20 protein-coding genes are annotated in these 25,633 nt (G+C 71.7%); 9 read left to right on the forward strand and 11 right to left on the reverse strand.

From position 1 onward, the window contains the following. Nucleotides 1-327 precede the first annotated feature (327 nt). Nucleotides 328-1,926 carry a chitinase gene (locus tag AC060L_RS28070; RefSeq protein WP_483801739.1) on the forward strand — a complete coding sequence of 533 codons (1,599 nt, stop codon included), beginning with the start codon at nt 328-330 and terminating at the stop codon, nt 1,924-1,926. A gap of 130 nt (nt 1,927-2,056) precedes the next feature. On the opposite strand, the gene AC060L_RS28075 is transcribed toward AC060L_RS28070, so the two are convergent. From AC060L_RS28075 to AC060L_RS28085, 3 genes are read right to left on the reverse strand one after another with little or no spacing between them, the layout of a single operon-like run. After that, nucleotides 2,057-2,983 (reverse strand): SDR family NAD(P)-dependent oxidoreductase, encoded by a 927-nt coding sequence (locus tag AC060L_RS28075; RefSeq protein WP_483801740.1) that lies wholly within the window; start codon nt 2,981-2,983, stop codon nt 2,057-2,059. Then, nucleotides 2,980-4,086, reverse strand: coding sequence for a GNAT family N-acetyltransferase (locus tag AC060L_RS28080; protein ID WP_483801741.1), 1,107 nt, complete (start codon nt 4,084-4,086; stop codon nt 2,980-2,982). Before AC060L_RS28080 ends, AC060L_RS28075 begins: the two co-directional genes overlap by 4 nt. After that, nucleotides 4,076-5,188, reverse strand: a complete 1,113-nt coding sequence (locus tag AC060L_RS28085; RefSeq protein WP_483801742.1) for an aminotransferase class I/II-fold pyridoxal phosphate-dependent enzyme — start codon at nt 5,186-5,188, stop codon at nt 4,076-4,078. The genes AC060L_RS28080 and AC060L_RS28085 overlap by 11 nt, the downstream gene beginning before the upstream one ends. A 640-nt stretch (nt 5,189-5,828) precedes the next feature. Between AC060L_RS28085 and AC060L_RS28090 the strand changes: the two genes are divergently transcribed. Next, complete coding sequence (locus tag AC060L_RS28090) at nt 5,829-7,103, forward strand: serine hydrolase domain-containing protein (protein WP_483801743.1); 1,275 nt, start codon at nt 5,829-5,831, stop codon at nt 7,101-7,103. A gap of 91 nt (nt 7,104-7,194) precedes the next feature. Here the strand turns inward: AC060L_RS28090 and AC060L_RS28095 are convergent, their stop codons facing one another. Beyond that, nucleotides 7,195-7,809, reverse strand: a complete 615-nt coding sequence (locus AC060L_RS28095) for an ArsR/SmtB family transcription factor (protein WP_483801744.1) — start codon at nt 7,807-7,809, stop codon at nt 7,195-7,197. A 135-nt stretch (nt 7,810-7,944) separates the two neighbouring features. On the opposite strand from AC060L_RS28095, the gene AC060L_RS28100 reads away from it, so the two are divergent. The 3 genes from AC060L_RS28100 to AC060L_RS28110 all read left to right on the forward strand — a co-directional run bounded on the left by AC060L_RS28100 (nt 7,945) and on the right by AC060L_RS28110 (nt 11,291). Then, nucleotides 7,945-8,898, forward strand: a complete 954-nt coding sequence (locus tag AC060L_RS28100) for a DUF2218 domain-containing protein (protein ID WP_483801745.1) — start codon at nt 7,945-7,947, stop codon at nt 8,896-8,898. A 72-nt stretch (nt 8,899-8,970) separates the two neighbouring features. Beyond that, a complete protein-coding gene (locus AC060L_RS28105; RefSeq protein ID WP_483801746.1) occupies nt 8,971-10,005 on the forward strand; it encodes an aldo/keto reductase in 1,035 nt (344 codons plus the stop codon). Nucleotides 10,006-10,163: 158 nt separating this feature from the next. Next, nucleotides 10,164-11,291 carry a TolB family protein gene (locus AC060L_RS28110; RefSeq protein ID WP_483801747.1) on the forward strand — a complete coding sequence of 376 codons (1,128 nt, stop codon included), beginning with the start codon at nt 10,164-10,166 and terminating at the stop codon, nt 11,289-11,291. Nucleotides 11,292-11,301: 10 nt separating this feature from the next. Here the strand turns inward: AC060L_RS28110 and AC060L_RS28115 are convergent, their stop codons facing one another. After that, nucleotides 11,302-12,030 carry a prepilin peptidase gene (locus tag AC060L_RS28115; RefSeq protein WP_483801748.1) on the reverse strand — a complete coding sequence of 243 codons (729 nt, stop codon included), beginning with the start codon at nt 12,028-12,030 and terminating at the stop codon, nt 11,302-11,304. Between the two features lie 48 nt (nt 12,031-12,078). On the opposite strand from AC060L_RS28115, the gene AC060L_RS28120 reads away from it, so the two are divergent. Together AC060L_RS28120 and AC060L_RS28125 are read left to right on the forward strand one after the other, a co-directional pair. Further along, the gene (locus tag AC060L_RS28120) at nt 12,079-14,478 is read left to right on the forward strand and encodes a protein kinase domain-containing protein (protein ID WP_483801749.1); all 2,400 of its coding nucleotides are present in this window, start codon (nt 12,079-12,081) and stop codon (nt 14,476-14,478) included. A 92-nt stretch (nt 14,479-14,570) separates the two neighbouring features. Then, a complete protein-coding gene (locus AC060L_RS28125) occupies nt 14,571-15,785 on the forward strand; it encodes a pyridoxal phosphate-dependent aminotransferase (protein WP_483801750.1) in 1,215 nt (404 codons plus the stop codon). 148 nt (nt 15,786-15,933) lie between these two features. On the opposite strand, the gene AC060L_RS28130 is transcribed toward AC060L_RS28125, so the two are convergent. Beyond that, nucleotides 15,934-17,760: a phosphoenolpyruvate carboxykinase (GTP) gene (locus AC060L_RS28130; RefSeq protein ID WP_483801751.1), complete on the reverse strand. Its 1,827-nt coding sequence runs from the start codon at nt 17,758-17,760 to the stop codon at nt 15,934-15,936. Nucleotides 17,761-18,035: 275 nt separating this feature from the next. Here AC060L_RS28130 and trhA point away from each other — a divergent pair, with 275 nt between their 5' ends. Then, the gene (gene trhA, locus AC060L_RS28135) at nt 18,036-18,761 is read left to right on the forward strand and encodes a PAQR family membrane homeostasis protein TrhA (protein WP_483801752.1); all 726 of its coding nucleotides are present in this window, start codon (nt 18,036-18,038) and stop codon (nt 18,759-18,761) included. Here trhA and AC060L_RS28140 read toward each other — a convergent pair. The 3 genes from AC060L_RS28140 to AC060L_RS28150 form a co-directional block, all read right to left on the reverse strand. Continuing rightward, nucleotides 18,654-19,112, reverse strand: a complete 459-nt coding sequence (locus AC060L_RS28140) for a hypothetical protein (protein ID WP_483801753.1) — start codon at nt 19,110-19,112, stop codon at nt 18,654-18,656. The two genes, trhA and AC060L_RS28140, sit on opposite strands and share 108 nt — an antisense overlap. A gap of 403 nt (nt 19,113-19,515) precedes the next feature. Continuing rightward, on the reverse strand, nt 19,516-20,427 hold the full coding sequence (locus AC060L_RS28145; RefSeq protein WP_483801754.1) for a hypothetical protein: 912 nt from the start codon (nt 20,425-20,427) through the stop codon (nt 19,516-19,518). 10 nt (nt 20,428-20,437) lie between these two features. Then, nucleotides 20,438-21,112, reverse strand: coding sequence for a papain-like cysteine protease family protein (locus AC060L_RS28150; protein WP_483801755.1), 675 nt, complete (start codon nt 21,110-21,112; stop codon nt 20,438-20,440). Nucleotides 21,113-21,396: 284 nt separating this feature from the next. On the opposite strand from AC060L_RS28150, the gene AC060L_RS28155 reads away from it, so the two are divergent. Beyond that, nucleotides 21,397-22,431: a hypothetical protein gene (locus AC060L_RS28155; RefSeq protein WP_483801756.1), complete on the forward strand. Its 1,035-nt coding sequence runs from the start codon at nt 21,397-21,399 to the stop codon at nt 22,429-22,431. A 42-nt stretch (nt 22,432-22,473) separates the two neighbouring features. On the opposite strand, the gene AC060L_RS28160 is transcribed toward AC060L_RS28155, so the two are convergent. Further along, entirely contained in the window at nt 22,474-23,319 is an 846-nt protein-coding gene (locus tag AC060L_RS28160; RefSeq protein WP_483801757.1) for a GNAT family N-acetyltransferase, read from the reverse strand. A gap of 121 nt (nt 23,320-23,440) precedes the next feature. Next, on the reverse strand, nt 23,441-25,498 hold the full coding sequence (locus AC060L_RS28165; protein WP_483801758.1) for a thioredoxin domain-containing protein: 2,058 nt from the start codon (nt 25,496-25,498) through the stop codon (nt 23,441-23,443). Nucleotides 25,499-25,633 lie beyond the last annotated feature (135 nt).

Below are 25,633 nucleotides of genomic sequence, written 5' to 3' on the forward strand. Positions count from 1 at the left end.
GACCAGGAGGAAAGCCGCAGGTCGCAGCAGCTTTCGTTCAACTGCGGAACGAACCCCCGGCTGTGGTCACGGTCACAGAGCGGGCCGGACACGGGGAGGTCTCCGATTCCTTAACGGAGCCGTAAAGGGGTGGACGACTCCTTGACGCGTGCCATTGGTCTAGTCCAGCTTGTTCGGCAAGCGGTGAAGCCGTTCGCCCTTCAACAGCTCGCCACTTGCCGCTCTGCTCCACCCCACGCTGATTCGCTTCGCTGTTCCTCCTCCCCCACGCGGGGCCGCCGCGACCCCCACCGCGGCGGCTCCTCTCCTCCCCCAGGAGAGTTCCTCATGTCCCGTACGGTCACCCACCACCACCGCCGCCGGGTGCTGCCCGCGCTCGCCGCCGGTGGCACCGCCCTCACGCTGGCCGCCGCCGGCCTGACGGTCTTCGCCGGCGGCGCCAGCGCCGCGGTCGGCAACCTGGTCGTCAACGGCGGCTTCGAGACCGGCAGCCTGTCCGGCTGGGCCTGTACCGGCGGCGCGTCCGTGGTCGGCACCCCCGTGCACAGCGGCTCGTACGCGCTCTCGGCCGCGCCGAGCAGCTCGGACACCGCGCAGTGCAGCCAGACCGTCGCGGTGCAGCCCAACTCCAGCTACACACTGGCCGGCTGGGTGCAGGGGTCGTACGTCTACCTGGGCGCGAGCGGGACCGGCGGGACCGACCCGTCCAGCTGGTCCAGCCAGAGCAGCTGGAACCAGCTGAGCTCGACGTTCACGACGGGCGCGAGCACGACGAGCGTCACCGTGTACGTACACGGGTGGTACGGGCAGAGCGCCTACGGGGCGGACGACATCACGCTGACCGGGCCGGGGGGTTCGGGGACGCCGACGCCCACGCCCACGCCCACGCCCACGCCGACACCGACGCCCACGCCGACACCCACTCCGACGCCTACGCCGACTCCCACCCCCACGCCCACGCCGACCCCGACTCCCACTCCCACGCCCACGCCGACCCCGACGCCCACTCCCACGCCTCCGGCCACCGGGCTGCCGAAGCACGTCCTCACCGGCTACTACCAGGACTTCGACAACGGCGCGACCGACCAGAAGCTCTCCGACGTGCAGAGCAACTACGACATCATCGCCGTCTCGTTCGCCAACGCCGACCCGAGCACGCCCGGCGGGATCACCTTCTCCATCGACCCGACCCTCGCGACGAACCTCGGCGGTTACACGGCCGCCCAGTTCAAGGCGGACATCGCCGCCAAGCACGCGGCCGGCAAGAAGGTCGTCCTCTCGGTCGGCGGCCAGAACGGCGCGATCACCGTCGGCGACGCCACCTCCGCCGCCAACTTCGCGAACAGCGCCTACGCGCTGATCCAGCAGTACGGGTTCGACGGTGTCGACATCGACCTGGAGAACGGCATCAACCCGACGTACATGGCGCAGAGCCTGCACACCCTGGCCGGCAAGGTCGGCAGCGGCTTCATCCTGACCATGGCCCCGCAGACGCTGGACATGTACACCACCAGCAGTGGCTACTTCCAGCTCGCGCTGAACGTCAAGGACATCCTGACCGTCGTCAACACCCAGTTCTACAACTCCGGCGGTATGCCCGGCTGCGACGGCAAGGTCTACAACCAGGGCACCGAGGACTTCATCACCAGCCAGATCTGCACGCACATCCAGGGCGGTCTCGACCCGTCCCAGGTCGGCATCGGCGTCCCGGCCTCCAGCCAGGCGGCGGGCGGCGGCTACGTGAACTCGACGGTCGTCAACAACGCGCTGGACTGCCTCGCCACCGGCACCAACTGCGGCAGCTTCGTCCCGCCGGCCAAGTGGCCGACCATCCGCGGCGCGATGGCCTGGTCCACCAACTGGGACGCCAAGAACGGCAACGACTTCTCCACCAACGTCGGCAACCACGCCCACGCCATGCCGTGACGGCGATCCGTAACAGCGAGCCGTAACACTCCGGCGCCGGCGGCCTCTTGAGGGGGAGGCCGCAGCGCACCAGCGGGGCCCGCCACACCGAGCAGGTGCGGCGGGCCCCGCTGCGTCCACGGACGGCGCGTCACGGCCGCAGGCCGACCAGCTTCCTCGCCACCCGCTCGTAGGCCGCCCACGGCAGCGCCGCCCGGAGCGCGAGCTGCACCCAGGCGTCGGCCCCGACCGGGTACCGCAGGCGGGACGGGCGGTCGCGGGCGGCCTTCGCTATCACCTCGGCGACCCGGTCGGGGTCGCCGAGGTGACGGGCGATGTAGTCGCGGTAGAACTCCCGCAGCTTCGCCGACTCCGCCGCGTACGGCGAGCCGACCGGGACCGGCTCGGCGAGCGCCTTGGTGTCCCAGATCTCGGTCTGGAACGCGCCGGGTTCCACCAGCGAGACGTGCACCGCGAAGGGGCGCAGTTCCAGTCGCAGCGTCTCGGCGTAGCCCTCCAGCGCGAACTTGGACGCGCAGTAGGCGCCCAGCATCAGGGTCGGCACCCGGCCGCCGAGGCTGGAGACCATCACCACCCGGCCGCTGCGGCGGGCCCGCATCGAGGGCAGCACCGCGTTGGTGACGGCGACCTGGCCGAAGAGGTTGGTCTCGAACAGCTCGCGCCATTCGGTGAGCGGCGCCTCCTCGACGTAGTTCGGCGCCGCGATGCCGGCGTTGTTGACCAGGACGTCGATCCGGCCGGTGCGCTCCAGCACCTCGCCGACGCAGGCGTCGATGGTGTCCTGCCGCAGCACGTCCAGCGGCAGCACGGTGACGCGCTCGCCGGCCCAGCCCTCGTCGGCCCGGCCCTCGTCGGCCCGGCCCTCGTCGGCGAGCCCGGGCAGGGCGGTCTGCAGGAGCTCGTCCAGTGCGGTCCGGCGGGACAGGTCGCGCATGGTCGCGACGACGTGGAAGCCGCGCCGCACCAGGGCGGGCACGGTGCGCAGCCCGATGCCGCTGGAGCAGCCGGTGACCAGCGCCACCGGACGCGAACGGCCGCTCGGCCGGGCGGCGTTCACGACAGGCTCCGCTCGGGCTGCTCGGCCGGTGCCTGCGACGCCCGGAACACCGGGCTGCCGGTCCGTGGCGGCGAGGTCGCGTAGGCGCGCAGCGCCAGCCGTTCGACGCCCAGCAGGCTCAGCAGGCGGGCCACCGGGGAGACCGCGCCGAGATAGCCGTGCACGTCCCTGGGTTCGCACCCGAGCCGGGCCTTGATCTGCTCGTTGGAGATGCTGAAGTTGGTGGCGTGGAAGCCACCCTCGATGGCGTGCCTGATCCCGTGCAGGCAGAGCGCGCGGTAGAGCTCGTCGCGGCCCATCGCCGCGTAGTCGAAGCCGCAGTACTTCATGTCGACCACACCGCCGTGCTCCTGGATCAGCGTGAAGCCGATCAGCCGGTCCTCCTTGTACGCCAGGTGCACGACGGACCCGGGCAACCGCAGCACCTCCTCGAAGTAGCGGGTGTTGAGCTCGATCTGGTCGCGCTCCTCCGGGTGCCGCCGGAACACCTCCAGCCAGAGCGCGAGCAGCCGATCGGCCAGGTGCGTCACGGTCCGGCCCGGCCGGCTCTCGATCCGGTAGCCCGCCCGCTCGACCGAGCGCAGCACCTTCTTCAGCGGCTGGCGGTACTCGCTGCGCAGCGAGCCCAGGTACTCCTCGAACGAGCTCCAGCGCATCCGCAGGATCGACTCCGAGAAGAGCGGTATCCGGGTCAGCCGGGGATGCCGGACCTGCTGCGTCCCGAACAGGTCGCGCACCAGCAGGTAGGCGGCTCGGCTGCGCCTGGCCTCGGCGAACAGCTCCGGCAGGAACGGCCCGGGATCACGGCCGTCGTTCAGGAACACGTTGCCGATGTCGACGGGCGAGCCGGTCAGCAGCACGCGCACCTTGATCCGCTCGGTGACCGGGTAGCGGAAGAGGTAGCCGAAGCAGTAGCCGACCGGCCGGCCGGCCGCCTCGGCGACGAAGAAGCGGAACGAGCAGTCGAGCCCGGCGTCGGTCAGCGCCCGCAGGTAGTCGAGCGTCTGGTAGTCGTCGGCCGCGCACAGCGCGGACCAGGTGGGCTCGTCCACCTGGTCCACGCCGCGCAACGTCCTGACCCGGAGGGCAGGATCAGAAGCCATACGTCTTCCTGAGGTCGGCCAGCGTCTCCACGAAGCCGTCCAGGTGTTCCTCGGACAGCCGGTTGTTGAGCAGCAGCCGCAGGACGGCCTGGTTCTTCTTGACGGCCGGGTAGCGGAAGACCGGCACCAGGTAGCCGCGGTCGTGGAACTCCTGGCGCACCTTCTCGGCGATCTCGTCGTCGCCCAGCGCGATGGAGGTGATGTAGGTCGGGGTCGGGTTGATCGTGCAGCCGATCTCGGTCAGCCGCTCCCGGAGCCGGTCGACACGGTCGAGGTAGTCACCCATCACGGCCGGCTCCCGGAGCATCCGGCGCAGCACGTAGGCGATCGCGCTGGCCGTCGGGGGCTGGATGGCCGCGGTGAACATGGAGGTGCCGGAGAGGTACTCGAACGCGTCCATCGCGTCGTTCGGCCCGACGATGGCGCCGCCCTCCAGCCCGACGGCCTTCGAGAAGGACATCATCACGAAGGTGGCCCGGCGCAGGTCCTGGTACTCCTGGGCGAACCGGTGCTGGCCGTTGCCGTAGACCATGAAGCCGTTGGCGTCGTCGGCGTAGCTGACCGCGCCGAACTCCTCGCACAGGTCCAGGATTTCCCCGATCGGGGCGATGGTGCCGTCGGCCGAGTAGACCGTCTCGAAGCCGACGACCACGTTCCGGCCGCGCAGCTTCTCCAGGACCCGGCGCAGGTGCGCGGTGTCGTTGTGCCGGAACGTGACGAGATTGCGTCCGAGGTCGAACTTCTCGGCCGCCTTCCACATGCTCCAGTGGCTGTCGCGGTCGAGCACGAAGACCATGTCGGCGTTGTCGACCCCGGGTTGGTCGTCGAACGAGAAGCGGGCGCTCATCGCGTTGACGAAGCCGACGTTGGCCAGCAGTCCGGAGGCGAAGGTGAGTGCCCGTTCCTTGCCGAGGATCCGGCAGAGCAGGTCCTCGACTTCCCTGTGGGGCTCGGAAATCCCCTGGGTCATGCGCGAACCGCCGGTCACCAAGCCGTAGTCGGCGGCGGCAGAAGTGAAGTTCTCCAGTACGTCGGGGTCGTGCTGCCAGCCGAGGAACCCGATACCGGCGAAATTGACCAGTTTGCTCCCATCGATGTTCACAATCGCGTCGTTCAGGCCACCCAGTACGGGTATGTCGTACGTAACCCCGTTCCGTCTGTTGGCATCGACCCACTCGGTGAATCCCCAAGGGGCCAGTACGGAGTCGGTTAACGGAAGCGTCACGGTCTTCCCCCTCATGACAAGGCGCGTAACGGAAGCGTGCGGACGGCGGATCGGTACTCACCGCCATGGAGCCGTGCCACTCTGCGCGGCTCCGGGAAACAGGACACTCTGCCTATGGTGTACCGCTGATGATGTACCGCTGACATGCCGCTGACGTGCCGCGGCCTCCTGTGCGGCGGAGCGGCGCCATTGCCCACCCCGTGCCTCTCCGTGCACCTTGATCAGCATCAACACGTAGACGCTATAAGCGAGTTGCCCCGGAGCGACAAACTACAGGTGTGGACCGGCCAACACCACCCCTCCATGTCAGGAGCACTTTCCCTGCACCCGGTGCGACCCCCGGCGCCGTGCAGGCCGCAGCTCGGCACTGCGGTTCTCAGGGAAAACCCTGAGCGCGAGACCGGGGGCCGGTCGGGGGTGATCCCGGATGGCCGAACGGTCGCCCTTCGACAGAATCGTCGACGAGCCGCAAGCCGTTGCCCAGCCGCCAAGTTGACGAAAAGTCTGGAAATCATCAATGAACTCGCCCAAGAACCGCACTCGTTGGACCACCATGGCGGCTGCCGGTGCAATGCTGGCCGCACTGACGGTCGGCACGAGTGCACCTGCCTTCGCCGCGACTGCGGCCGCGCCTTCGGCATCGGCCTCGGCATCGGCCTCGGCCTCGGCCCCGGCGAGCGCCACCGCACCGCTGCCGCCGCTGGACCCGGCGGCCATCCGGCAGGTCCTCGCCGCGCGGCCCGGCGCCGACGTCACCGGCGCACTGGTCCGGGTCGCGGGCAGCGCCGGGCACTTCGAGGGCTCCTCGGGCATCGGGGACATGCAGACCGGCAAGCCGGTGGACCCGAACGGCCGGTTCCGGATCGGCTCCATCTCGAAGATGTTCACCGCGACCGTGGTGCTGCAACTGGCCGCCGAGCACCGCGTCGACCTCAACGGCACCGTCCAGACGTACCTGCCCGGCGTGCTCCCCGCGAACTACCCGCCGATCACGGTCGGCGAACTACTCAACCACACCAGTGGACTTCCCAGTTGGGGCATCAGGGCGGGGGGCGACGGTTCGACCGCCTGGTTCGCCGCCCACCGCTCGGACAGCTGGACGCCCGAACAGGTCGTCGCCTCGCTGGCCGGCCAGCCGATGAGCTTCCAGCCCGGCACGGCCCAGCAGTACAACGGGATCAACACCTTCGTCGCCGGGCTGCTGATCGAGAAGATCACCAGCCACAGCTACGCGCAGGAGGTGCGCAACCGGATCATCCGCCCGCTCGGCCTGCACGACACCTCGGTGCCGAGCGCCGACGACCTGGAGCTGTCCCACCCCTCCGCGCACGGCTACCTGAACGTCACCGACCCGGACGGCACCTCGCACCCGGTCGACGTCACCGAGCAGAGCCCGTGGCCGTGGGCCGAGGGCGGCCTGATCTCCAGCGCGCCCGACCTGGACCGCTTCATCACCGCGCTGTTCCGGGGCCGCCTGCTGCCGCCCGCCCAGCAGCAGATGCTCTTCACCGTCCCCGACGTCCCGAACTACCACAGCAGCCACTGCACCACCGGTCCCACGCCCACCCGGGCCTGCATGAGCATGGGCCTGGAGAGCGTCACCATCGGCGGCGTCGTCGCCTGGGGCAAGACCGGCTCCCGCCCCGGCTACACCAGCGGCGTCTTCGCCACCCGCGACCTCAGCCGCCGGGTCGTCTACTCGGTCAACCCGACCGGTCTCGACGGCGGCGAGGCTCCGTACATGCTGCGGCTGGCCACGACTGCCTTCGGGGTGGCCGGGAAGCAGGGCTGAGCCGGGCCGGCCGGCCGCGTGCGGGGCGTGGCCGGACGGGGGTGGCGCGCCGGGCGCTGATGCCGCCCGCCCCGCCCCGCGCGGCTGCCGCTCAGCCCTGTCCGTCCTCCGGCGGCAGGCTCGGCACGTCCACCGGGAAGAGGCTGACCAGCAGCCCGTACGGCTCCCCCTTCGCACTGTCCACCTGGTGCGGTTCGGCCGCCATCGCCTGCAGCCTCGCCTCCAGCGCGTGCGCCTCCCCCGGGGACAGCCACAGGTGCCGCAGCACGGTGTGCTCCGCCTGCCCCGGCTTCGCGGGCATCATCTCGCCGAGCGCCGCGTTGATCAGGAACTCGGCGCCGATCGTCACGTCCTCCGCGAACGTGAAGCCGTGGCTGACCAGTGCGAAGTACTGCTCGGTGCCGCCGCGCACCTGCCGGGTCTCCGCCAGCCGGACCAGGCCCGCCTCGCGCAGCACCCGGACGTGGTAGCCGATCGTCCCCTTGCTCATCCCCAGCGCCTCGGCCAACTGCCTTAGCGTGGCGGGCCGCTGGCGCAGCACGTTGACCATCCGGTGCCGCATCGGATGCCCGAGTGCCTTGAACTGCTCCGGTGAACGCAGCACCAGGTCACCCGACTCTCCGCCCGGCACTCCACCCCCATCGACGTCGGCGTGGGCGCCGCCGTCGGCATCGGGGTGCTGCTGCTCGGTGTGCTGATCTGCCATGAACGAAGTGTCTACAGATCTGGACGCTTTGACAACCCGACTGCTCAGCCACCAGAATCACCCCATCGCCAAGTGGCGAGAAACCTCGCCACTTGGCGCGGCAGCTACTTCAAGCCCCGACCTCCAAGGAGTCCCATGCCCCGCGCCATCGCCCGGGTGACCACCGACCGCCCCGCCCGCTACATCAAGCAGCTCGTCTCGCACATGGGCCACAAGGCCACCACCGCCCTCGACGCCGACGGCCGGGGCACGATCACCGTCACCGCCGGGAGCTGCACCCTCGCCCCCACCCCCACCGGCCGCCAGCTGGAGCTGGTCGCCCGCGCCGCCGACGCCGAGTCGCTCGCCCGCGTGCAGGACGTGGTCGCCCGCCACCTGCTCCGCTTCGCGACCCAGGAGGAGCTCACCGTCGAGTGGTCGGCCCCGATCGACGGCGGCGACCTGGAGCCCGTCGATCCCACCATCGGCAGCTACCTGCTCGACCACTGCACGCCCGCCGACGAGGTGCTCCAGGAGCTGGTCACCGCGACCAGGGAGGCCACCAGCGGCGCCGCCGGCATGCAGATCGCCTCCGACGAGGGCGCACTGCTGACCATGCTCACCCGGCTGACCGGCGCGCGCTTCGCCGTCGAGGTCGGCGTCTTCACCGGCTACTCCACGATCTGCATCGCGCGCGGCCTGGCCGAGGGCGGACACCTGCTCGCCTGCGACGTCAGCGAGGAGTGGACCTCGATCGGAAAGCCCTTCTGGGAGCGCGCGGGCGTGGCCGACCGGATCGACCTGAAGATCGGCCCGGCGCTGGACACGCTGCAGGCGCTCTCCGACGAGCCGGCCATCGACATCGCGTTCATCGACGCCGACAAGGCGAACTACCCCGCGTACTACGAGGAGATCGTCCCGCGGCTGCGCCCCGGCGGCCTGGTCGTGCTGGACAACGTCTTCCTCGGCGGCCGCGTCCTCGACCCCGCCTACCAGGAGGAGCACCACCTGGCGATGCGCCGGCTCAACGAGTTCATCGCGCGGGACGAGCGGGTCGAGTCGGTCATGCTGCCGGTCCGCGACGGCGTCACGCTCGCCCGCAAGCGCTGAGCAGACGCCGAATCAGCGCCCGCGAGAAACGGACTTGCCTGGAGTGCACTCGAAGGTCCTAGCGTGGCAGGCATGACGATCAAGAGCAACGCCATCGAACAGCTCCGCAAGGTCGAACTGGGCACCGGCGGCCCGCTCGTCGGCGTCCAGGGCTTCGGCGCCATGGGCATCAGCGACGCGTACGGGGAGACCGACGACTCGGCGGCCCGGGACACCCTGGAGGCCACCGTCGAGGCGGGCGCCACCCTGATCGACACCGCCGACATGTACGGCCTCGGCGCCAACGAGGAGTTCCTCGCGCCGTTCGTCGCCGCGCACCGTGACGAGATCACGCTGGCCACCAAGTTCGGCATCGAGCGCCGCGCCGACGACCCGCGCTTCCGGGGGATCCGCAACGACGCCGCCTACATCAGGACGGCGGTCGAGGCCAGCCTGCGCCGCCTGAACGTCGATGTCATCGACCTCTACTACATGCACCGCCGCGACCCCGCCGTCCCGCTCGCCGAGTCCGTCGGCACCATGGCCGAGCTGGTCCGGGAGGGCAAGGTCAAGCACCTCGGCCTGAGCGAGGTCACCGGCGCCGAACTGCGCGAGGCGCACGCGATCCACCCGATCGCCGCCCTGCAGTCGGAGTGGTCGGTCTTCAGCCGCGACGTCGAGCAGAGCGCGGTCGGCGCGGCCGCCGAGCTCGGGGTCGCCTTCGTGCCGTACTCGCCGCTCGGCCGGGGCCTGCTGACCGGTGCCTTCGTCGACGCGAGCACGGACCTCTCCGGCAGCGACTTCCGCCGGCACCTGCCGCGCTTCACCGGCGACAACGCCAGGGCGAACGCCGCCCTGCTCGCGCCGCTGCACGCGATCGCCGCCGAGCACGGCGCCAGCACGGCGCAGATCGCCCTCGCCTGGGTGCAGCAGCGGGCCGAGGTGCACGGCCTGACCGTGGTGCCGATCCCCGGAACCCGCAAGCGCAGCCGCCTGCTTGAGAACGTCGCGGCCACCCGGATCACGCTGACCGCCGCCGAGCTGGCGCTGCTGGAGCCGATCGCCGGCCAGGTGGCGGGCGACCGCTACGCGGACATGGCCTTCACCGCCGTGCACCGCGAGGCGTAGCCGCGGGACGGCGGACGGCGGGGAAGCGGGGAAGCGGGCGGAAGGACTGCGGGCCTGTTGCACGGCTGTGACAGCCACCCGACGCCATCAGGATGTGCGCTGGGAATGCTTGAGTCATCGCCAGCCGCCTCAACGCTCTGTTCCGGGGGGAAGTTCCCATGGCCGTTCGCCGTCGCCGCGGATCCGCCGCTGCTCTCGCTCTGACCGCCGCACTCGGCGTCGGTTCCACCCTGCTCCTCTCGGCCTGCGGCCCGGACGAGACCACGGCCGGCAGCTCGTCGTCGTCCTCGGCGCCGGCCGGCCACGCCCCGTCGGCGGCGGCGCCGTCCGGCGCCGCCGCGCCGACTCCGGTGACGACCGCCGTCCCGGGCAACCCCACCGCGACGCACCGCAGCACCCCCTCCGGCGCGCCGACCTCCGCGCTGCCGACCGCCGCCACGCCGCCCCCCGCCACGCCGACCTCCGCGCTGCCGGCGCACGGGACCGGGGTACCGCAGCTGACCGTCAGCAACGGCACCGACATGGTGCTGCTGGACAACGCGACCGTGGACTTCCACACCCAGGTGCGCGACCTGGCCTGGTCGCCCGACGGCACCCGCGCCGTCTTCATCGACGGCTCCGGCAACCTGGTGACCAGCAACCCGGACGGGACCGGCAAGGTGACCGTGGCCCGCAACCCCGGCGGCGAGACCTGGTCGCACCCGACCTGGAAGCTGGAGAAGCCCTCCAGCTCCGCCGTGGTCAACCGCGACGACCTCGTCTTCACCGTCGCGAAGGGCGGCATCACCCAGCTGATGCAGGTCCCCACCAACGGCTCGGCCGCCCCGGCCCCGCTGGGGATCGGCGCCTCGGACCCGGCCGACGTCGTGCTGCCGACGGCCGGCAACAACTGGGCGACCGTCACCGGCACCACGGGCCTGATGGCCTATGCGAACAGCGCGGACGGTCAGGTCTACATCCGCGACGACTACCTGCGTCTCAACGGCTACAAGCTGACCGCCGGCTCCGAGCCCGCGCTCTCGCCGGACGGCAACACGGTCGCCTTCGTCCGCTCGGTCGGCGGCCACGACCACCTCTTCGTGGACCACTTCGACCAGCAGAACCCCCTCGTCGAGGACCTCACCCCGCAGGCCACCACCGACTACACCGAGCCCGCCTGGTCGCCGAACGGCAAGGAGCTGACCATCCGCACCCCGGCCGGCCTGGTGGGCATGCCCGCGGACGGCTCGCTGACGCCCCGTCCGGTCGCCACCAACCCGCAGGGCCTGCCGGCCTACCGCCCCTGAGCCGGGTGCGTCAGCGCACCGTCAGCAGCGCGAGCAGCGCCCCCAGCAGCATGCACGGCCCGAACGGGAGCGGGTCCTTGCGTCCCGCCCGCCCGCTCAGCAGCAGCCCGATCCCCCACACGCCGGCCAGCAGGAAGCCCGCGAAGACGCCGGTGTAGAGCATCCGCCAGCCGTACCAGGCGAGCAACGCACCGACGGTCGGGGCGAGTTTGACGTCCCCGAGCCCCATCGGACCGAGCAGCCAGAGCACGCCGTAAAGCAACGCCGCCGCGCCCGCGCCGAGCAGACACCTGGTCAGCAGCCCGGGCCGGTGGTCGAGCAGCGCGGCGCCGGCCAGCAGCAGCCCGGCGCCCAGGCCGAGCGGCAGCGTGAGCGCGTCCGGCAGGCGGTGCACGGCGACGTCCACGAAGCCGAGCAGCACGCCGAACAGCGCCACCCAGGCGAGCAGCGGGCCGATCGGCCAGCCGATCGCCGCCCCGACCCCGGCGCCGACGCCGAGCGCCACCACCTCGACGGCGTACGGCGTGGGACCCAGGCGCGCGCCGCACGCCGGGCAACGGCCCGTCAGCGGCAGTAGCCACGGCACCCGGCCGCAGGCGCAGACCCGCAGCGGCTCGCCGTACGGCACCGCGTACCTGGTCGCCGCCCCCCGCAGCACCGGCGCCGCCAGCGCCCCGCCCACCACCGCAGCCATCAGTTCGATCACGGTGACCACCTGCCCGGGCTGACGGCCCGCCATACCCGTACGATCTCCCCGCTTGTGTCACACGAACGGGGAGCCCCGAAAATGGATCCATTGGACAGCACCGATCCCGAAGAGATCGGTCCGTACCGGCTGTTGAGCCGGCTCGGTGCGGGCGGGATGGGCATGGTCTACCTCGCCCGTTCGGCCGGCGGACGCACGGTCGCGATCAAGGTGGTACGCCCCGAGCTGGCCGGCGACGCGGAGTTCCGCGAGCGCTTCGGGCGCGAGGTGGCGGCCGCGCGGGCGGTCGACGGCGCGTACACCGCGCCCGTGGTGGACGCCGAGGTCAACGGGCCGCTGCCGTGGCTGGCCACCGCCTACGTGCTGGGCCCCTCGCTGACCGAGGCGGTGCAGGCGCACGGCAAGCTGCCCGAGCACTCGGTGCGGGCGCTCGGCGCCGGGCTGGCGCTGGCGCTGCGCGCGGTGCACGCGGCGGGGCTGGTGCACCGCGACCTCAAGCCGTCCAACGTGCTGCTGGCCGCCGACGGCCCGCGGGTGATCGACTTCGGCATCGCACGGGCGATGGACGGAGATCAGCTGACCCGGACCGGGATCGTGGTCGGCTCGCCCGGGTACATGTGCCCCGAGCAGGCCTCGGGCCAGGCGATGGGACCGGCGGGTGACGTCTTCTCGCTCGGTTCGGTGCTGCTCTTCGCGGCCACCGGCCACGGGCCGTTCGAGAGCGCCTCGGGCGCGGCCGCGCAGTTGTACAAGGTGGTGCACGACGAGGCCGACCTGACGGCGCTCCCCGAGGCGCTGCGCCCGGCGATCACCACCTGCCTGGCCAAGGACCCGGCCCTGCGGCCGACCCCCGAGGAGCTCGCCGAGCTGCTCGTGCCCGACGGCGCCGAGGCCGTGCTGCGCGACGGCTGGCTGCCGGCGCCGGTGGCCTCCGCGCTGGCCCGGCACGCGGCGCGGGTGATGGACATGGAGACGCCGGCCCGGGGCAGCGCGAGCGCGCACCCGGCGACCACGCTGGACTCCGCCGCGGTCGCAGCGGCGACACCGTCCGCACCCGTCGCACCCGTCGCCGAGGGCACGATGCGGCTGGGCGCCGGGTCGGGCGGCAGCGGTCCGGCCACCGGTGAGACGGTCAGGCTCGGCAGCGCCGGCCCGGCCACTCCGCAGCCGCCCGCGAGTCAGCCGCCCGCCACGGATCAGCCGGGTCAGCCGGCCCGGCCGCCCCGGCGCGGCCTGCTGATCGGCGGCGGCCTGGTCGCGCTCGCCGCGGCCGGCGGCGCCGGCTGGGCGCTGAGCAGCGGCGGCGGCAAGAGCGCCAAGACCGCCGCGAGCAGCACGAGCAGCACCAGCGGCCAGGCCACCGCGGCCACCACCCCCGCCCCCGCCGGTTCGAGCGCCGCGAGCGCCTCGGCCGCGCCGCTGCCCGTGCCCACCGCGACCCGCCCCGACGGCGTGCCGCCGACCCCGCTCTGGACGTACGCCGCCCAGGGCCGGCTCGCGGCGATCCCCCCGCTGCTCTCGGCCGGCGTGCTGCACCCGCCCGGCGAGGCGCTGGTCGCGCTGGACGTCACCACCGGCAAGGAGAAGTGGGCCCGGCGGGACGTCAACGCGCAGTTCGCGGCGGTCGCCGGCGGCCGCGTCTACACCACCAACGACAACACCGTGGTCGGCTTCGACTCGGCCAGCGGCCAGCAGAACTGGGCGTCCACGAAGACCGCGCCGAACGGCGACTGGGTCTCCTTCCAGCAGGTCCTCGGCGCCGACGACCAGTCCGTCTACCTGCTCGCCTCGACCAGCCCGGCCGGCGTGGTCAGCACCACCGGGACCGACGGCGTGATCGCGTTCTCGATCGCCACCGACAAGGCGACCTGGTTCCAGCCGCGCAAGGCCGGCACCGACCCGATGATCTCCAGCCTGACCGCGAACGGGAACCTCTACTACACGGACGACCAGGAGAACCTGGTCTGCCGCAGCGGCAAGGACGGCCACCAGGCCTGGTTCGCCGCCACCGGCGCCAAGGCCGCCTTCGACGCGACGGTGGACGCCACCCGGGCCTACTGCCTGGTGGACGGCACCGGGCTGCAGGCCGTCAAGGTGAGCGACGGCACCCAGGTGTGGAAGCTCGCGATCCCGAGCGGCGTGCAGACCATGTTCACCCCGGTCTGCGTGGCGAACGGCGTGGTCTACGGCAGCGACGGCAGTGCGGCCGCGTTCGCCTGGGACGCGGCCACCGGAAAGCAGCTGTGGACCTGCGCGCTGCCGAAGACGCCGTCCGCGATGGGCCCGCCGGTCCTGGTGCAGGACACGCTCTTCGTGCCGGGCCAGTACGACGAGGGCGTCTACGCCATCGACATCAAGGCGGCCAAGCTGCGCTGGACGTTCAAGAACGGCCAGAGCCTGAACGACTGGTACCTGGCCACCGACGGCCAGCGCCTGTTCGCCACCTACGGCCCGACGGTCTACTGCCTGCCGCCGGTCTGACACCGACGCCCCGGGGCCGCAGCGACCCGGTCGACCGTGGCGTGCGCAACAACACGCCACGGTCGCCCGGCCGCTCGCCGTACAGTGAGCTCATGCAGGTGATCCAGTCCAGCAAGCTCGCCAATGTCTGTTACGACATCCGCGGCCCGGTTCTCGACGAGGCGATGCGGCTGGAGGAGCAGGGCCACCGCATCCTCAAGCTGAACACCGGCAACCCCGCCGCGTTCGGCTTCGAGGCGCCGCCCGAGATCCTGCAGGACATCCTGCGCAACCTCTCCTCCGCGCACGGCTACGGCGACTCCAAGGGCCTGCTCGCCGCGCGCCGCGCCGTCGTCATGCAGTACGAGGAGCGCGGGCTGCACGGCCTGAGCGTGGACGACGTCTTCCTCGGCAACGGCGTCTCCGAGCTGATCCAGCTCGCGATGACCGCGCTGCTGGACGACGGCGACGAGGTGCTCGTCCCCGCGCCGGACTACCCGCTGTGGACCGCCTCGGTCAGCCTGGCCGGCGGCACCGCCGTGCACTACCGGTGCGACGAGCAGTCCGAGTGGTACCCGGACCTCGCCGACATCGAGTCGAAGGTGACCGACCGGACCCGGGCCATCGTGGTGATCAACCCGAACAACCCGACCGGCGCGGTCTACCCGCGCGAGGTGCTGGAGGGGCTCGCGGAGCTGGCCCGCCGGCACAAGCTGGTGATCTACGCGGACGAGATCTACGACAAGATCCTCTACGACGACGTCGAGCACACCCCGCTCGCCACCCTGGCGCCGGACCTGTTCTGCGTCACGTTCAACGGGATGTCCAAGGCCTACCGGGTGGCCGGCTTCCGCTCCGGCTGGATGGTGCTCTCCGGCGACCGGCAGCGCGCCCGCAGCTACATCGAGGGCCTGAACGTGCTGGCCAGCATGCGGCTGTGCGCCAACATGCCGGCCCAGCACGCGGTGGCCGCCGCGCTCGGCGGGCGGCAGTCGATCAAGGACCTGGTGCTGCCGGGCGGTCGGCTGCGCGAGTCCCGGGACGCCGCTTACCGGCTGCTCAACGAGATCCCCGGGGTGAGCTGCGTGAAGCCGAAGGGCGCGCTGTACGCGTTCCCGCGGCTCGACCCGTCGGTGTACAAGATCAGGGACGACGCCCAGATGGTGCTGGACCTGCTGCGCGCGCAGCGGATCCTGATCGTCCAGGGCACCGGCTTCAACTGGCCCGAGCCGGACCACTTCCGGCTGGTCACGCTGCCGCGCCCGGAGGAGATCGAGGACGCGGTGACCCGGATCGGCGACTTCCTCTCGGGGTACGTGCAGCCGTAGCAGGTGCTTGACCGGAAAGCCGGAAAAGGTGCTCCACCCATGACGGGTGAAGCACCTTTTCCGTTCTGCAGGACTACGGTCCGGCCGCCGCGCCACTCCGCAGCGGCGGCCGGACCTGGTCTTTCGGGACCCGTGCGGGTCAGCCGGGTCAGCCCAGGCGCTTGACGAGCGCCTTGTACTCGTCCCAGAGCGCCTCGGGGGTGTGGGTGCCGAACAGCTCCAGGTGGGCCGGGATGAGCGCGGCCTCCTGGCGCCAGATGTCGGTGTCCACCGAGAGCAGCAGCTCCAGGTCCTCGGCGGTGAGGTCGAGGCCGGAGAGGTCGAGCGCGTCCTTGGTCGGCAGCACGCCGATCGGGGTCTCGACGCCCTGGCCGGTGCCCTGCAGGCGCTCGACGATCCACTTCAGCACGCGGCTGTTCTCGCCGTAGCCCGGCCAGACGAACTTGCCCGCGGCGTTCTTGCGGAACCAGTTGACGTAGTAGATCTTCGGCAGCTTGGTGGCGTCGGCCTGCGCGCCCAGCTTCAGCCAGTGCGCGAAGTAGTCGCCCATGTTGTAGCCGCAGAAGGGCAGCATCGCGAACGGGTCGCGGCGCAGCTCGCCGACCGTGCCCTCGGCGGCGGCGGTCTTCTCCGAGGCGATGTTCGAGCCCAGGAAGACGCCATGCTGCCAGTCGAAGGACTCGGTGACCAGCGGGACCGCGGTGGCCCGGCGGCCGCCGAACAGGATGGCCGAGATCGGCACACCCGCCTGGTCCTCCCACTCGGGGGCGATGGTCGGGCACTGCGCGGCCGGGACGGCGAACCGCGCGTTCGGGTGGGCGGCCGGGGTGCCGCTCTCCGGCGTCCAGTCGTTGCCGCGCCAGTCGATCAGGTGGGCCGGCGGCTCCTCGGTCAGGCCCTCCCACCAGACGTCACCGTCGTCGGTCAGCGCGACGTTAGTGAAGACGGTGTTGCCCCAGAGCGTCTCGATCGCGTTGGCGTTGGTGTCCACGCCGGTGCCGGGGGCGACGCCGAAGAAGCCGGCCTCCGGGTTGATCGCGTAGAGCTGGCCGTCGGCGCCGAAGCGCATCCAGGCGATGTCGTCGCCGATCGTCTCGACCTTCCAGCCCGGGATCGTCGGCTGGAGCATGGCCAGGTTCGTCTTGCCGCAGGCGCTCGGGAAGGCCGCCGCGATGTACTTGACGTCCTGGTTCGGCGCGGTGAGCTTCAGGACGAGCATGTGCTCGGCCAGCCAGCCCTCGTCGCGGGCCATCGTGGAGGCGATGCGCAGGGCGTAGCACTTCTTGCCGAGCAGCGCGTTGCCGCCGTAGCCGGAGCCGAAGGACCAGATCTCGCGGGTCTCGGGGAAGTGCGAGATGTACTTGGTGGTGTTGCACGGCCACGGCACGTCCGCCTCGCCGGCGGCGAGCGGGGCGCCGAGCGTGTGCACGGCCTTGACGAACTCGCCGTCCTCGCCGAGCTGGTCGAGCACGGCCTGGCCCATGCGGGTCATCACGCGCATCGACACGGCGACGTAGGCGGAGTCGGTCAGCTCGACACCGTAGGCGGCCAGCGGGGAGCCGACCGGGCCCATGGAGAACGGCACGACGTACATCGTGCGGCCCTTCATCGCGCCGCGGAACAGGCCGTTCGCACCGGAGAAGATGTCCCGCATCTCGGCGGGGGCCTTCCAGTGGTTGGTCGGGCCCGCGTCCTCCTCCTTCTCGGAGCAGATGAAGGTGCGGTCCTCGACGCGCGCCACATCGCTCGGGTCGGAGGCGGCGTAGTACGAGTTCGGGCGCTTCTCGGGGTTCAGCTTCTTGAAGGTCCCGGCCTCGACCAACTGGTCGGCGAGGCGCTGGTACTCCTCCTCGGAACCATCACACCAGACGACGCGGTCCGGCTGCGTCAGCTCCGCGATCTCGCTGACCCAGGCCAGCAGGCGGTGGTGGCGGGTGGGGGCGGCTGCGCTGACGGCAGAGTTCTCGTACGACACGATCGCTCCGTTTCGCGCCTGATCGACCAGGAACAGGCGTCCGGGGGTTGAGGGTGGTTACACCGTAGCTCCGCCCTTCAAGGCCCAACACGGCGTCTTGGCGTTTTTGCCGCAAGTTTTGCTACTCAATGGCCAAAAACTGGCACTTCGGCGGGCAGTTGAGGCGGGTCCGAATCCCTTCGCGATCACACCCGACCACTCCACTATGTCCAAAAGTGACGAGAGCCACTTTCTACTTAGGAGTAACCTACGCATGCGTAGGTAGCATGAGCGCCATGACTGCGGATCAGCACGCCCATCAGGTCCAGACCAACGGCGCGGCGGTAGGAGTGGCGGCCCCGCAGGAGGCCATTGAGGCCGTTGAGGCCAAACCGGCCTGGCGGGGGTGGCTGCACGCCGGCATGTTCCCGGCCTCGGTCGCGGCCGGCATCGTGCTGATCTGCCTGGCCGGCTCACCCCAGGCGCGCATCGCGTGCGCGGTGTACTCGGTGAGCGCCTGGCTGCTCTTCGGCGTCAGCGGCGTCTACCACCGGTTCGACTGGGGCCCGCGCGGCGACGCGATCCTGCGCCGGCTCGACCACGCGAACATCTTCCTGATCATCGCGGGGTCCTACACGCCGTTCACCATCCTGCTGGTGCACGGCGGACGGCAGCAGGTACTGCTCTGGCTGGTCTGGGGCGGCGCGCTGGCCGGTATCGCGTTCCGGATCTTCTGGGTCGGCGCGCCGCGCTGGCTCTACACGCCCTGCTACCTCGCGCTGGGCTGGGCCGCGGTCTTCTTCCTGCCCGACTTCCTGCACCGGGGCGGGCCCGCCGTCCTGACGCTGATCATCATCGGCGGCGTGCTCTACAGCATCGGCGGCGTGATCTACGGGCTCAAGCGCCCGAACCCGTCACCACGCCTGTTCGGGTTCCACGAGGTCTTCCATGCCTTCACGCTGGGCGCGTTCATCGTTCAGTACGTGGGCATCTCGATGATCGCGTACAACACCACCGGTTGAGAGGACGTCGGTCGACGGCCGCCGGGCGGTGCGCCGGGCGGCGGTCTCCTCCTCGCGCAGCTCGCGCACCCGTCGGCAGCGTTCGCAGTGCGCCGAGTCCGAGCGGGAGCCGTGATGGCCGGCCGGCTGGGGCGAGCGGTGGACCAGGTACTGGAACCGGCGGGCGACGTAGACCATGACCAGCAGCACCTCCACCGAGGCGACGGCCCAGACGAGTGGGGCGCCGTCGGTCAGGTAGGCGGCGACCACGGCCAGGGCCGCACCGACCACGGCAACCCCACCCCAGAGCTGCAGATCACGAGCGTCCTTCAAGGCCATCGCCACCCTTCCCCATTCCTGACCCAGTGGCACATCGTATCCACCGACAGTGACAGGGCGTAGTCGTAGGCGAGCGAACAACGCATCAATGTTTCCTCAACTCCCGGTGCCGCCAACGGTGTACTGCGTCACATCGGAAACTTGAGACCAACCGGCGTGTGCACCCCGGCGTGTCCGGACAGGCCGAGCGCCCCCGCGGATCCGGCGATTTTCCGGGCCCGCGGGGGCGCTCGTCTTCTCCCTTTTCTCCCGTCCGGGGGGCCAGGGCCTGTCGTCAAAGCCCCTTCGTCGCCCGGAGGGCGGCTTGGCGGCGTCAGGTGCGTGCTCTCGGCGTGCCGGGGGCAGGCCCCCATACTGGACATACTTGGGCCTGTGCCCGGTGTGGAGAGAGTGCGTGCATGGCGTCGCCGAGCAGAAGGGGGTTTGACGACAGGCCCTAGCCCCGGACGCGCCGACGGCGGGCGGCCAGCCCCGCCGCCGCCAGCGCGGTCACCCCGAGTGCGGCGGCGGCCGTCAGCGCCGGGACCGGGAGGCCCTGGCCGACGGGCGCGGGCGCGGCGACGGAGGCAGCGTTCGGCGCGGCGTTCGGCGCGGCGTTCGGCGCGGCGTTCGCGGTGAAGCCGCCGCCGAGGCCGGCCTTGTCATAGGCCGAGCCGGGCAGCTTGTCGCCGTACCGCTGGTGCACCAGCTTCTGGTACGCCGCCACGCTCAAGCCGCCCGCGCCGACCGAGCTGCGCGCCTCGGCGTCCAGCGGCAGCACCCGGCCACCGCGCAGCACGTACCACCCGTTGACCTGCGGCTCACGGAAGACCGTGCCGCCGCCGCTCGCCGCGCCGCGCGCCGCGTAGTCGGTCTCGTCGCTGCCGGAGGCGATGTTCACCACCCGCCAGCTACTCCCACTGCCGCCGGCAGGGGCGGGAACGGTCCAGACCGAGGCGGTCTGCCCGTCCGCGGAGACCACCTCGGTGGCCGCGAAGTCGACCCGGGCGATCGCGGCGCCCTTGGCGCCCGCCACGAATCCGGGGTCCAGCGTGTAGACCGGCACGGTGTCACCGGTCAGCCGCGGCGCCTCCTGGCTCGCCGCCTGGGCCTCGGCGGCCGCGCTCAGCTGGATGCTCCGGGTCGGCGGCACGCCCTTGCGGGCGAAGAAGTGGCCGAGCTGGTCGAGCACCGCCGGGGCCTGGACGGCGGCCCGGGCGGCACCGAGCTCGCTCGGCGCGACGGCGGCGGGCGCGGACACGGACGCCGCAGCGGTATCACCCTGGGCCTGGGCCGGGGCGGCGAGGGCAAGCGCGGCCGCAGCCGCAGCCGAGAGCACTACTGCCGACATCATCTGACGCTTCGTCATGGCTGCCTCCTCACGCTCCGATCCGGTACAGCGAGTGGGTCCAGGAGAACGAGCCGTTGCTGACGTAGTAGTTGTAGTCCGCCCAGTTGTAGCGGTAGTCGGAGGGCCAGGGATCGCCCCAGTACACCCAGTTGTTGCTGAGGTCGTAGCCGTACAGCAGCTCCATGTGCCCGCCGCCGGAGGACCATTCGATCCGGGTCTCGACCGGGCGGTTGTTGTTGATCTCGTTCTGCACGGTGCCGTAGTCGAGGTACCCGGTCACGTAGTCGCCCGGGTTGATGCCGATCCAGCTCAGCGCGTTCTGCACGTTGTCGAGCGAGGCCTGGTTGTTGGGGCAGGCCGATTCGATCGAGCGGCCGAAGGCGGCGTTGCAGAACTCGTTCTGGCTGTAGTTGTAGCCGAAGTACGAGGCGACGGTGTCACCGCTCGCGGCCCAGCACCAGTTGGTGTTCTGCTGTTGCTGCATGGAGATGTTGAGCGTGCGCCAGCTGCCGGTGGCATCACTGCTCGCGGCGGTCGAGGGAGCGGCCGGGCGGGCGCCGGCCGAGGCGGGTGAAGCGAGTGGGGCGGCGGAGGCGGGTGAGCTGGTCTCGGCGGTCAGCGCAGGGCCGAGCACCACGAGCGCCGCGACCGCGAGCGCTCTGTGCAGGCGCGGTCGGGAGCGGCCCGTACCGGAAGAGGACATGGCGTTTCCTCCTTGCGAGAAGGCAGGGAAGGGAAGTGGGGGACACGCGGATCCCGGCGCCGGAGCGACCGGCGGCGGGGTGTGAGGAAGCATCGGCCCGTTGACAGCCCCTGGTCAACGGCCCTCCGGACGCCGAGGACACCTCTGTGAACGGGCGGCGCCAGGTGTGAACGGCTACGGCCGCTGCTCTCCGGGCGACTGTCCGGATGGATGACAAGAGGGCGCCGACGTGTGAACATTCACCACCATCACGCCTGATGAGCAGGCCTGGCAGGGAGGTTGACATGCCGCTCGGCCCCGAGCGATCCGACCAGCGCCACCACGAGCGCCACCACGAGCGCTCCGTACAGCCCGACCTGGCGACGGTTCTGCGCACCGGGCCGTTCCACCTCGCGCTGCGGACCGCCATCGGTGCGCGCGGACTCGCGCTGCACCGGGTGCAGCAGCACCTCGCGCAGCGCGGGGTGCGGGTCGGGGTGACCAGTCTGAGCTACTGGCAGCAGGGCCGGCGGCGCCCGGAGAGAGTCGAGTCCCTGCGCGCGGTCAGAGCGCTGGAGGACGTGCTGGAGCTGCCCGCGCACTCGCTGACCCGGCTGCTCGGCCCGCGCCGCAGCGCTGCCGACACCGGCCCGGGCGCCGGCAACGGCACCGGTAACGGCAGCGGCACGGGCGGCGCCGATGCCCGAGCGGTCCCCACCCGCCCCTACCGCGACCTGATCGCGCCGGCCGCCGCCGTGGACGGCCTGCTCGCCGAGCTGCCCGGCCCGCCGGACACCGGCCTGCACACCGTCGCGCACATCGAGCGGATCCGGATCGGCGCCGACCGCCGGCTGCTGCGGCGCGACTCACAGCACGCGGTGCGGGCCCACTGGGACGGCACGGACCGGTACTTGGCGATCTACCAGGGCGATCCCGGCAGCGACATCGGGCAAGTCGTGGTGCGGGCCGAGGAGAACTGCCGCCCGGGCCGGATCCGGCGCGACCAGGACTCCCAACTACTCATCGCAGAACTGCTGTTGGACCGGCGACTGCGCACCGGTGAGACACACCTGCTCGGCTACGGCTTCGACGACGCGCCCTCGCCCGAGCCGAGCACCGAGTACGTCCGGGGCTTCAACTCCGGCGCCGGACAGTACGTCCTGCAGGTCACCTTCCACCCCGACGCGCTGCCGGTGCGCTGCCGCCGGTTCAGCAGCCGCGCACCCGGCACGGCGCCGTCCGAGACCGAGGAACTCACCCTGGACGGCCACCACTGCGTGCACCTGGTCGCCACCGGCCTGGCCCCGAGCCTGGTCGGCGTCAGCTGGGACTGGGACTGACCCGATCCCCCAGCCCTGGCCCTGGCCCTGGCCCTCTTGGGACTACGCCGGCAGGAAGTCCAGCACGACGGTGTCCTCGACCGCCTGGTAGCCGATCTTCTGGTAGATGGCGTTGGCCTTGACGTTCGCCAGATCGGCGTAGAGCAGCACCTCGGCCGCGCCCCACTCCTGCGCCACCCGCGAGATCCCGGCGCTCATCGCGCTGCCGTAGCCGTGACCGCGCAGCTCCGGCGGCGTGTAGACCGGGCCGATCCGGGACATCCCGGCGAGCACCGGGGAGGCGCCGGCCATCGAGACCGGTCGGCCGTCGTCCTCCCAGAGGTAGACCTCGCCGCGGGCCACTCGCCGACGGGCCAGCGGTCCCACGTCGGGGACCTCGGCGTTCACGTCGTCCATGAAGGCGGCGAACCAGTCGGCCACCAGCGCCAGATCCTCCGGCCCGGCCGGCCGGATCCCGCCGTTGGCCTGGGGGACCTCCAGCTCACCGAGGCGGTAGAGGCGCAGCCGTTCCTTGATCCCGGCGACGGTTCCGGTGCGCCGGGCCCAGACCTCGGCAAAGGCCTCGGCGGCAGCGACCCTGCCGCCCAGCGAGGTGACGTCCGCCGGGTCCAGCAGGGTCGCGAGCTCGGCCGCGGCCTCGACCGGCATCCGGCCCAGCCGCAACGGCTGCGGACGGGTCTGCGCCCAGGCACCCGTCACCGGCCCGCCGGGGGCCGCTCGCCACCAGCCGAAGGTCGGCGCGAGCCCGGGGTCGGCGCCGGCCGGGCCGCCCGCGGCCAACCGGTCCGTGATGGTCAACAGCACGGTGTTCCCGGCCGGATCGGCGGCGAGGAACTCGCCCGCCTGGTCGCGGAACTCGTCGAGGGATTCGCTGAAGGTCCAGGTCATCTCGCGATGCTGTCCCATCACCACCCCAGCCTGCACCTGCTTTTCGGGCCGCCAGGCCCGCATGGCCGGGCAGGCCGCGCGGGCCGCCAGGCCCGCATGGCCGGGCAGGCCGCCGGAGCCGCTACGGCCGGTGCACGCCGAGCTTCTCGGCCAGCACGGCGGCCTCGGTGGTCGGCGCCTCGCAGCTGAAGTGCCGGCAGACGTACGCGGTGGCCGCCCCGCCGATCAGCGGACGGTCCGCGAGCAGCGGCACCTGCGATCCCTCGGCCGTCCCACCCACCTCACCCAGCGCCACCACCGCGCCGGGCGCCGTGCCCAGCAGCGCGGTGCGGTGCAGCTCGGCGGTCCGCGGGTCGCCCGCCGGGCCGACCACCGCGACCTCGCGCGGGCCGTCCACCAGCGCCTCGGCCGCCGCCAGCCCCCAGCCGACGAACCGCGGCGCCCGCGCCCCGAGCGCGCCCACCACGCCCAACGCCCGCTCGGCGGCGGTGCGGTGGCGGTCCGAACCGGTGTAAGCGGCGTAGCTGAGCAGCGCCTGCGCGGCGGCCGTCCAGCCGGACGGCGTCGCGTTGTCGGTCGGGTCCTGCGGTCGCCGGATCAGCTCCTCCGCGTCATCGGCCGTGTCATACAGACTCCCTGACTTCTCGTCAGCGAAGCGCTCGAGAACCAGGTCGAGCAGCCCGCCGGCCAGCTGCAGCCAGGACTCCTCCCCCGTCACCGCGTACAGCGCCAGGAATCCCTCGGCGGTGTCCGCGTAGTCCTCCAGGACGCCCGCGTTCGCGCCCGCCCGGCCGTCCCGCGAGGTGCGCAACAGCCTTCCGTCCGCGGTGAGATGGACGGCGAGCAGCAGGTCGGCGGCGGCCGTCGCGGCCTCCACCAGATCCGGGCGCTCCAGCAGCGCGCCGGTCTCGGCGAGCGCCGCGATCGCCAGGCCGTTCCAGGCGGCCACCACCTTGTCGTCCCGAGCCGGCGCCGGACGCTCGGCGCGCGCCGCCAGCAACCGCTCACGGATCCGCCGGTACGGCAGCTCGTCCTGCGGCAGGTGCAACAACTGCAGGACGGAACGGCCGTGTTCGAAGGTGCCCCGCTCGGTCACCGAGAACAGCTCGGCCGCGAGCGCACCCTCCGTCTCCCCCAGCGCCCGCGTCAACTGCTCCGGCGTCCAGGCGTAGTAGGCGCCCTCGACCGACGTGCCGGTCTCCTCGTCCAGGCTGTCCGCATCCAGCGCGGACGCGAACCCGCCCTCGGGCGTGCGCAGTTCGCGCACCAGGAAGTCCGCCGTCTCCAGCGCGATCCGGCGCGCCTGCTCGTCCCCGGTGGCCCGCCACAGGTGCAGGTAGACCCGGATCAGCAGCGCGTTGTCGTACAGCATCTTCTCGAAGTGCGGCACCACCCACTCGGCATCCACCGAGTACCGGGCGAACCCGCCGCCGAGCTGGTCGTAGATCCCACCCCGGGCCATCGCCTGGGCCGTCCCCGTCACCATCTCCAGCGCGACCATGGACCCGGTCCGCGCATGGTGGCGCAACAGGAACTCCAGCACCATCGACGGCGGAAACTTCGGCGCCCCACCGAACCCGCCGAGCGCCGGGTCGTACCCCTCGCTCAACGCCACCAGCGCCTGCTGCAACTCCGCCTCCCCAGGCGCCGCCAGCCCGGCTCCGGCCCCGTACACCCCCGCCCGCTCGGCCAGCTCCGCCCGGATCCGCCCCGCCACCTCGGCCACCTCCTCCGGCCGCTCCCGCCACGCAGCCGTCACCCCCTCCAGCACCTGCCGGAAGGACGGCATCCCGTGCCGCGGCTCGGGCGGGAAGTACGTCCCGAAGTAGAACGGCTCCTTGCCCGGAGTGAGGAACACCGTCATCGGCCACCCACCCTGCCCGGTCGCCGCCTGCACCGCCTCCATGTACACGGCGTCCACATCGGGCCGCTCCTCCCGGTCCACCTTGACCGCGACGAACTGCCCGTTCAGGTACTCCGCGAGCCCGGCGTCCTCGAAGCTCTCGTGCGCCATCACATGACACCAGTGACACGCCGCATACCCGACCGACAGCAGCACCGGCACCCCGCGCCGCTCCGCCTCGGCGAACGCCTCCGGCCCCCAGGGCCACCAGTCCACGGGATTGTCGGCGTGCTGCTGCAGGTACGGGGAGGTGGCATCGGCCAGGCGGTTCACCATGTGGGCAGTATCGCAGCACCGGCCGCGAGAACCGGGAATCCGGAACGGACTGGCGGGGTCGGTGCCACCCGGTCGATCTGTGCAGCCCCGCTGCACGCACCGCGGCTGCGGAGTCGGGCAGCACAGCAATCCCCA

It is taken from the genome of Kitasatospora sp. NEAU-69, from assembly GCF_057158765.1.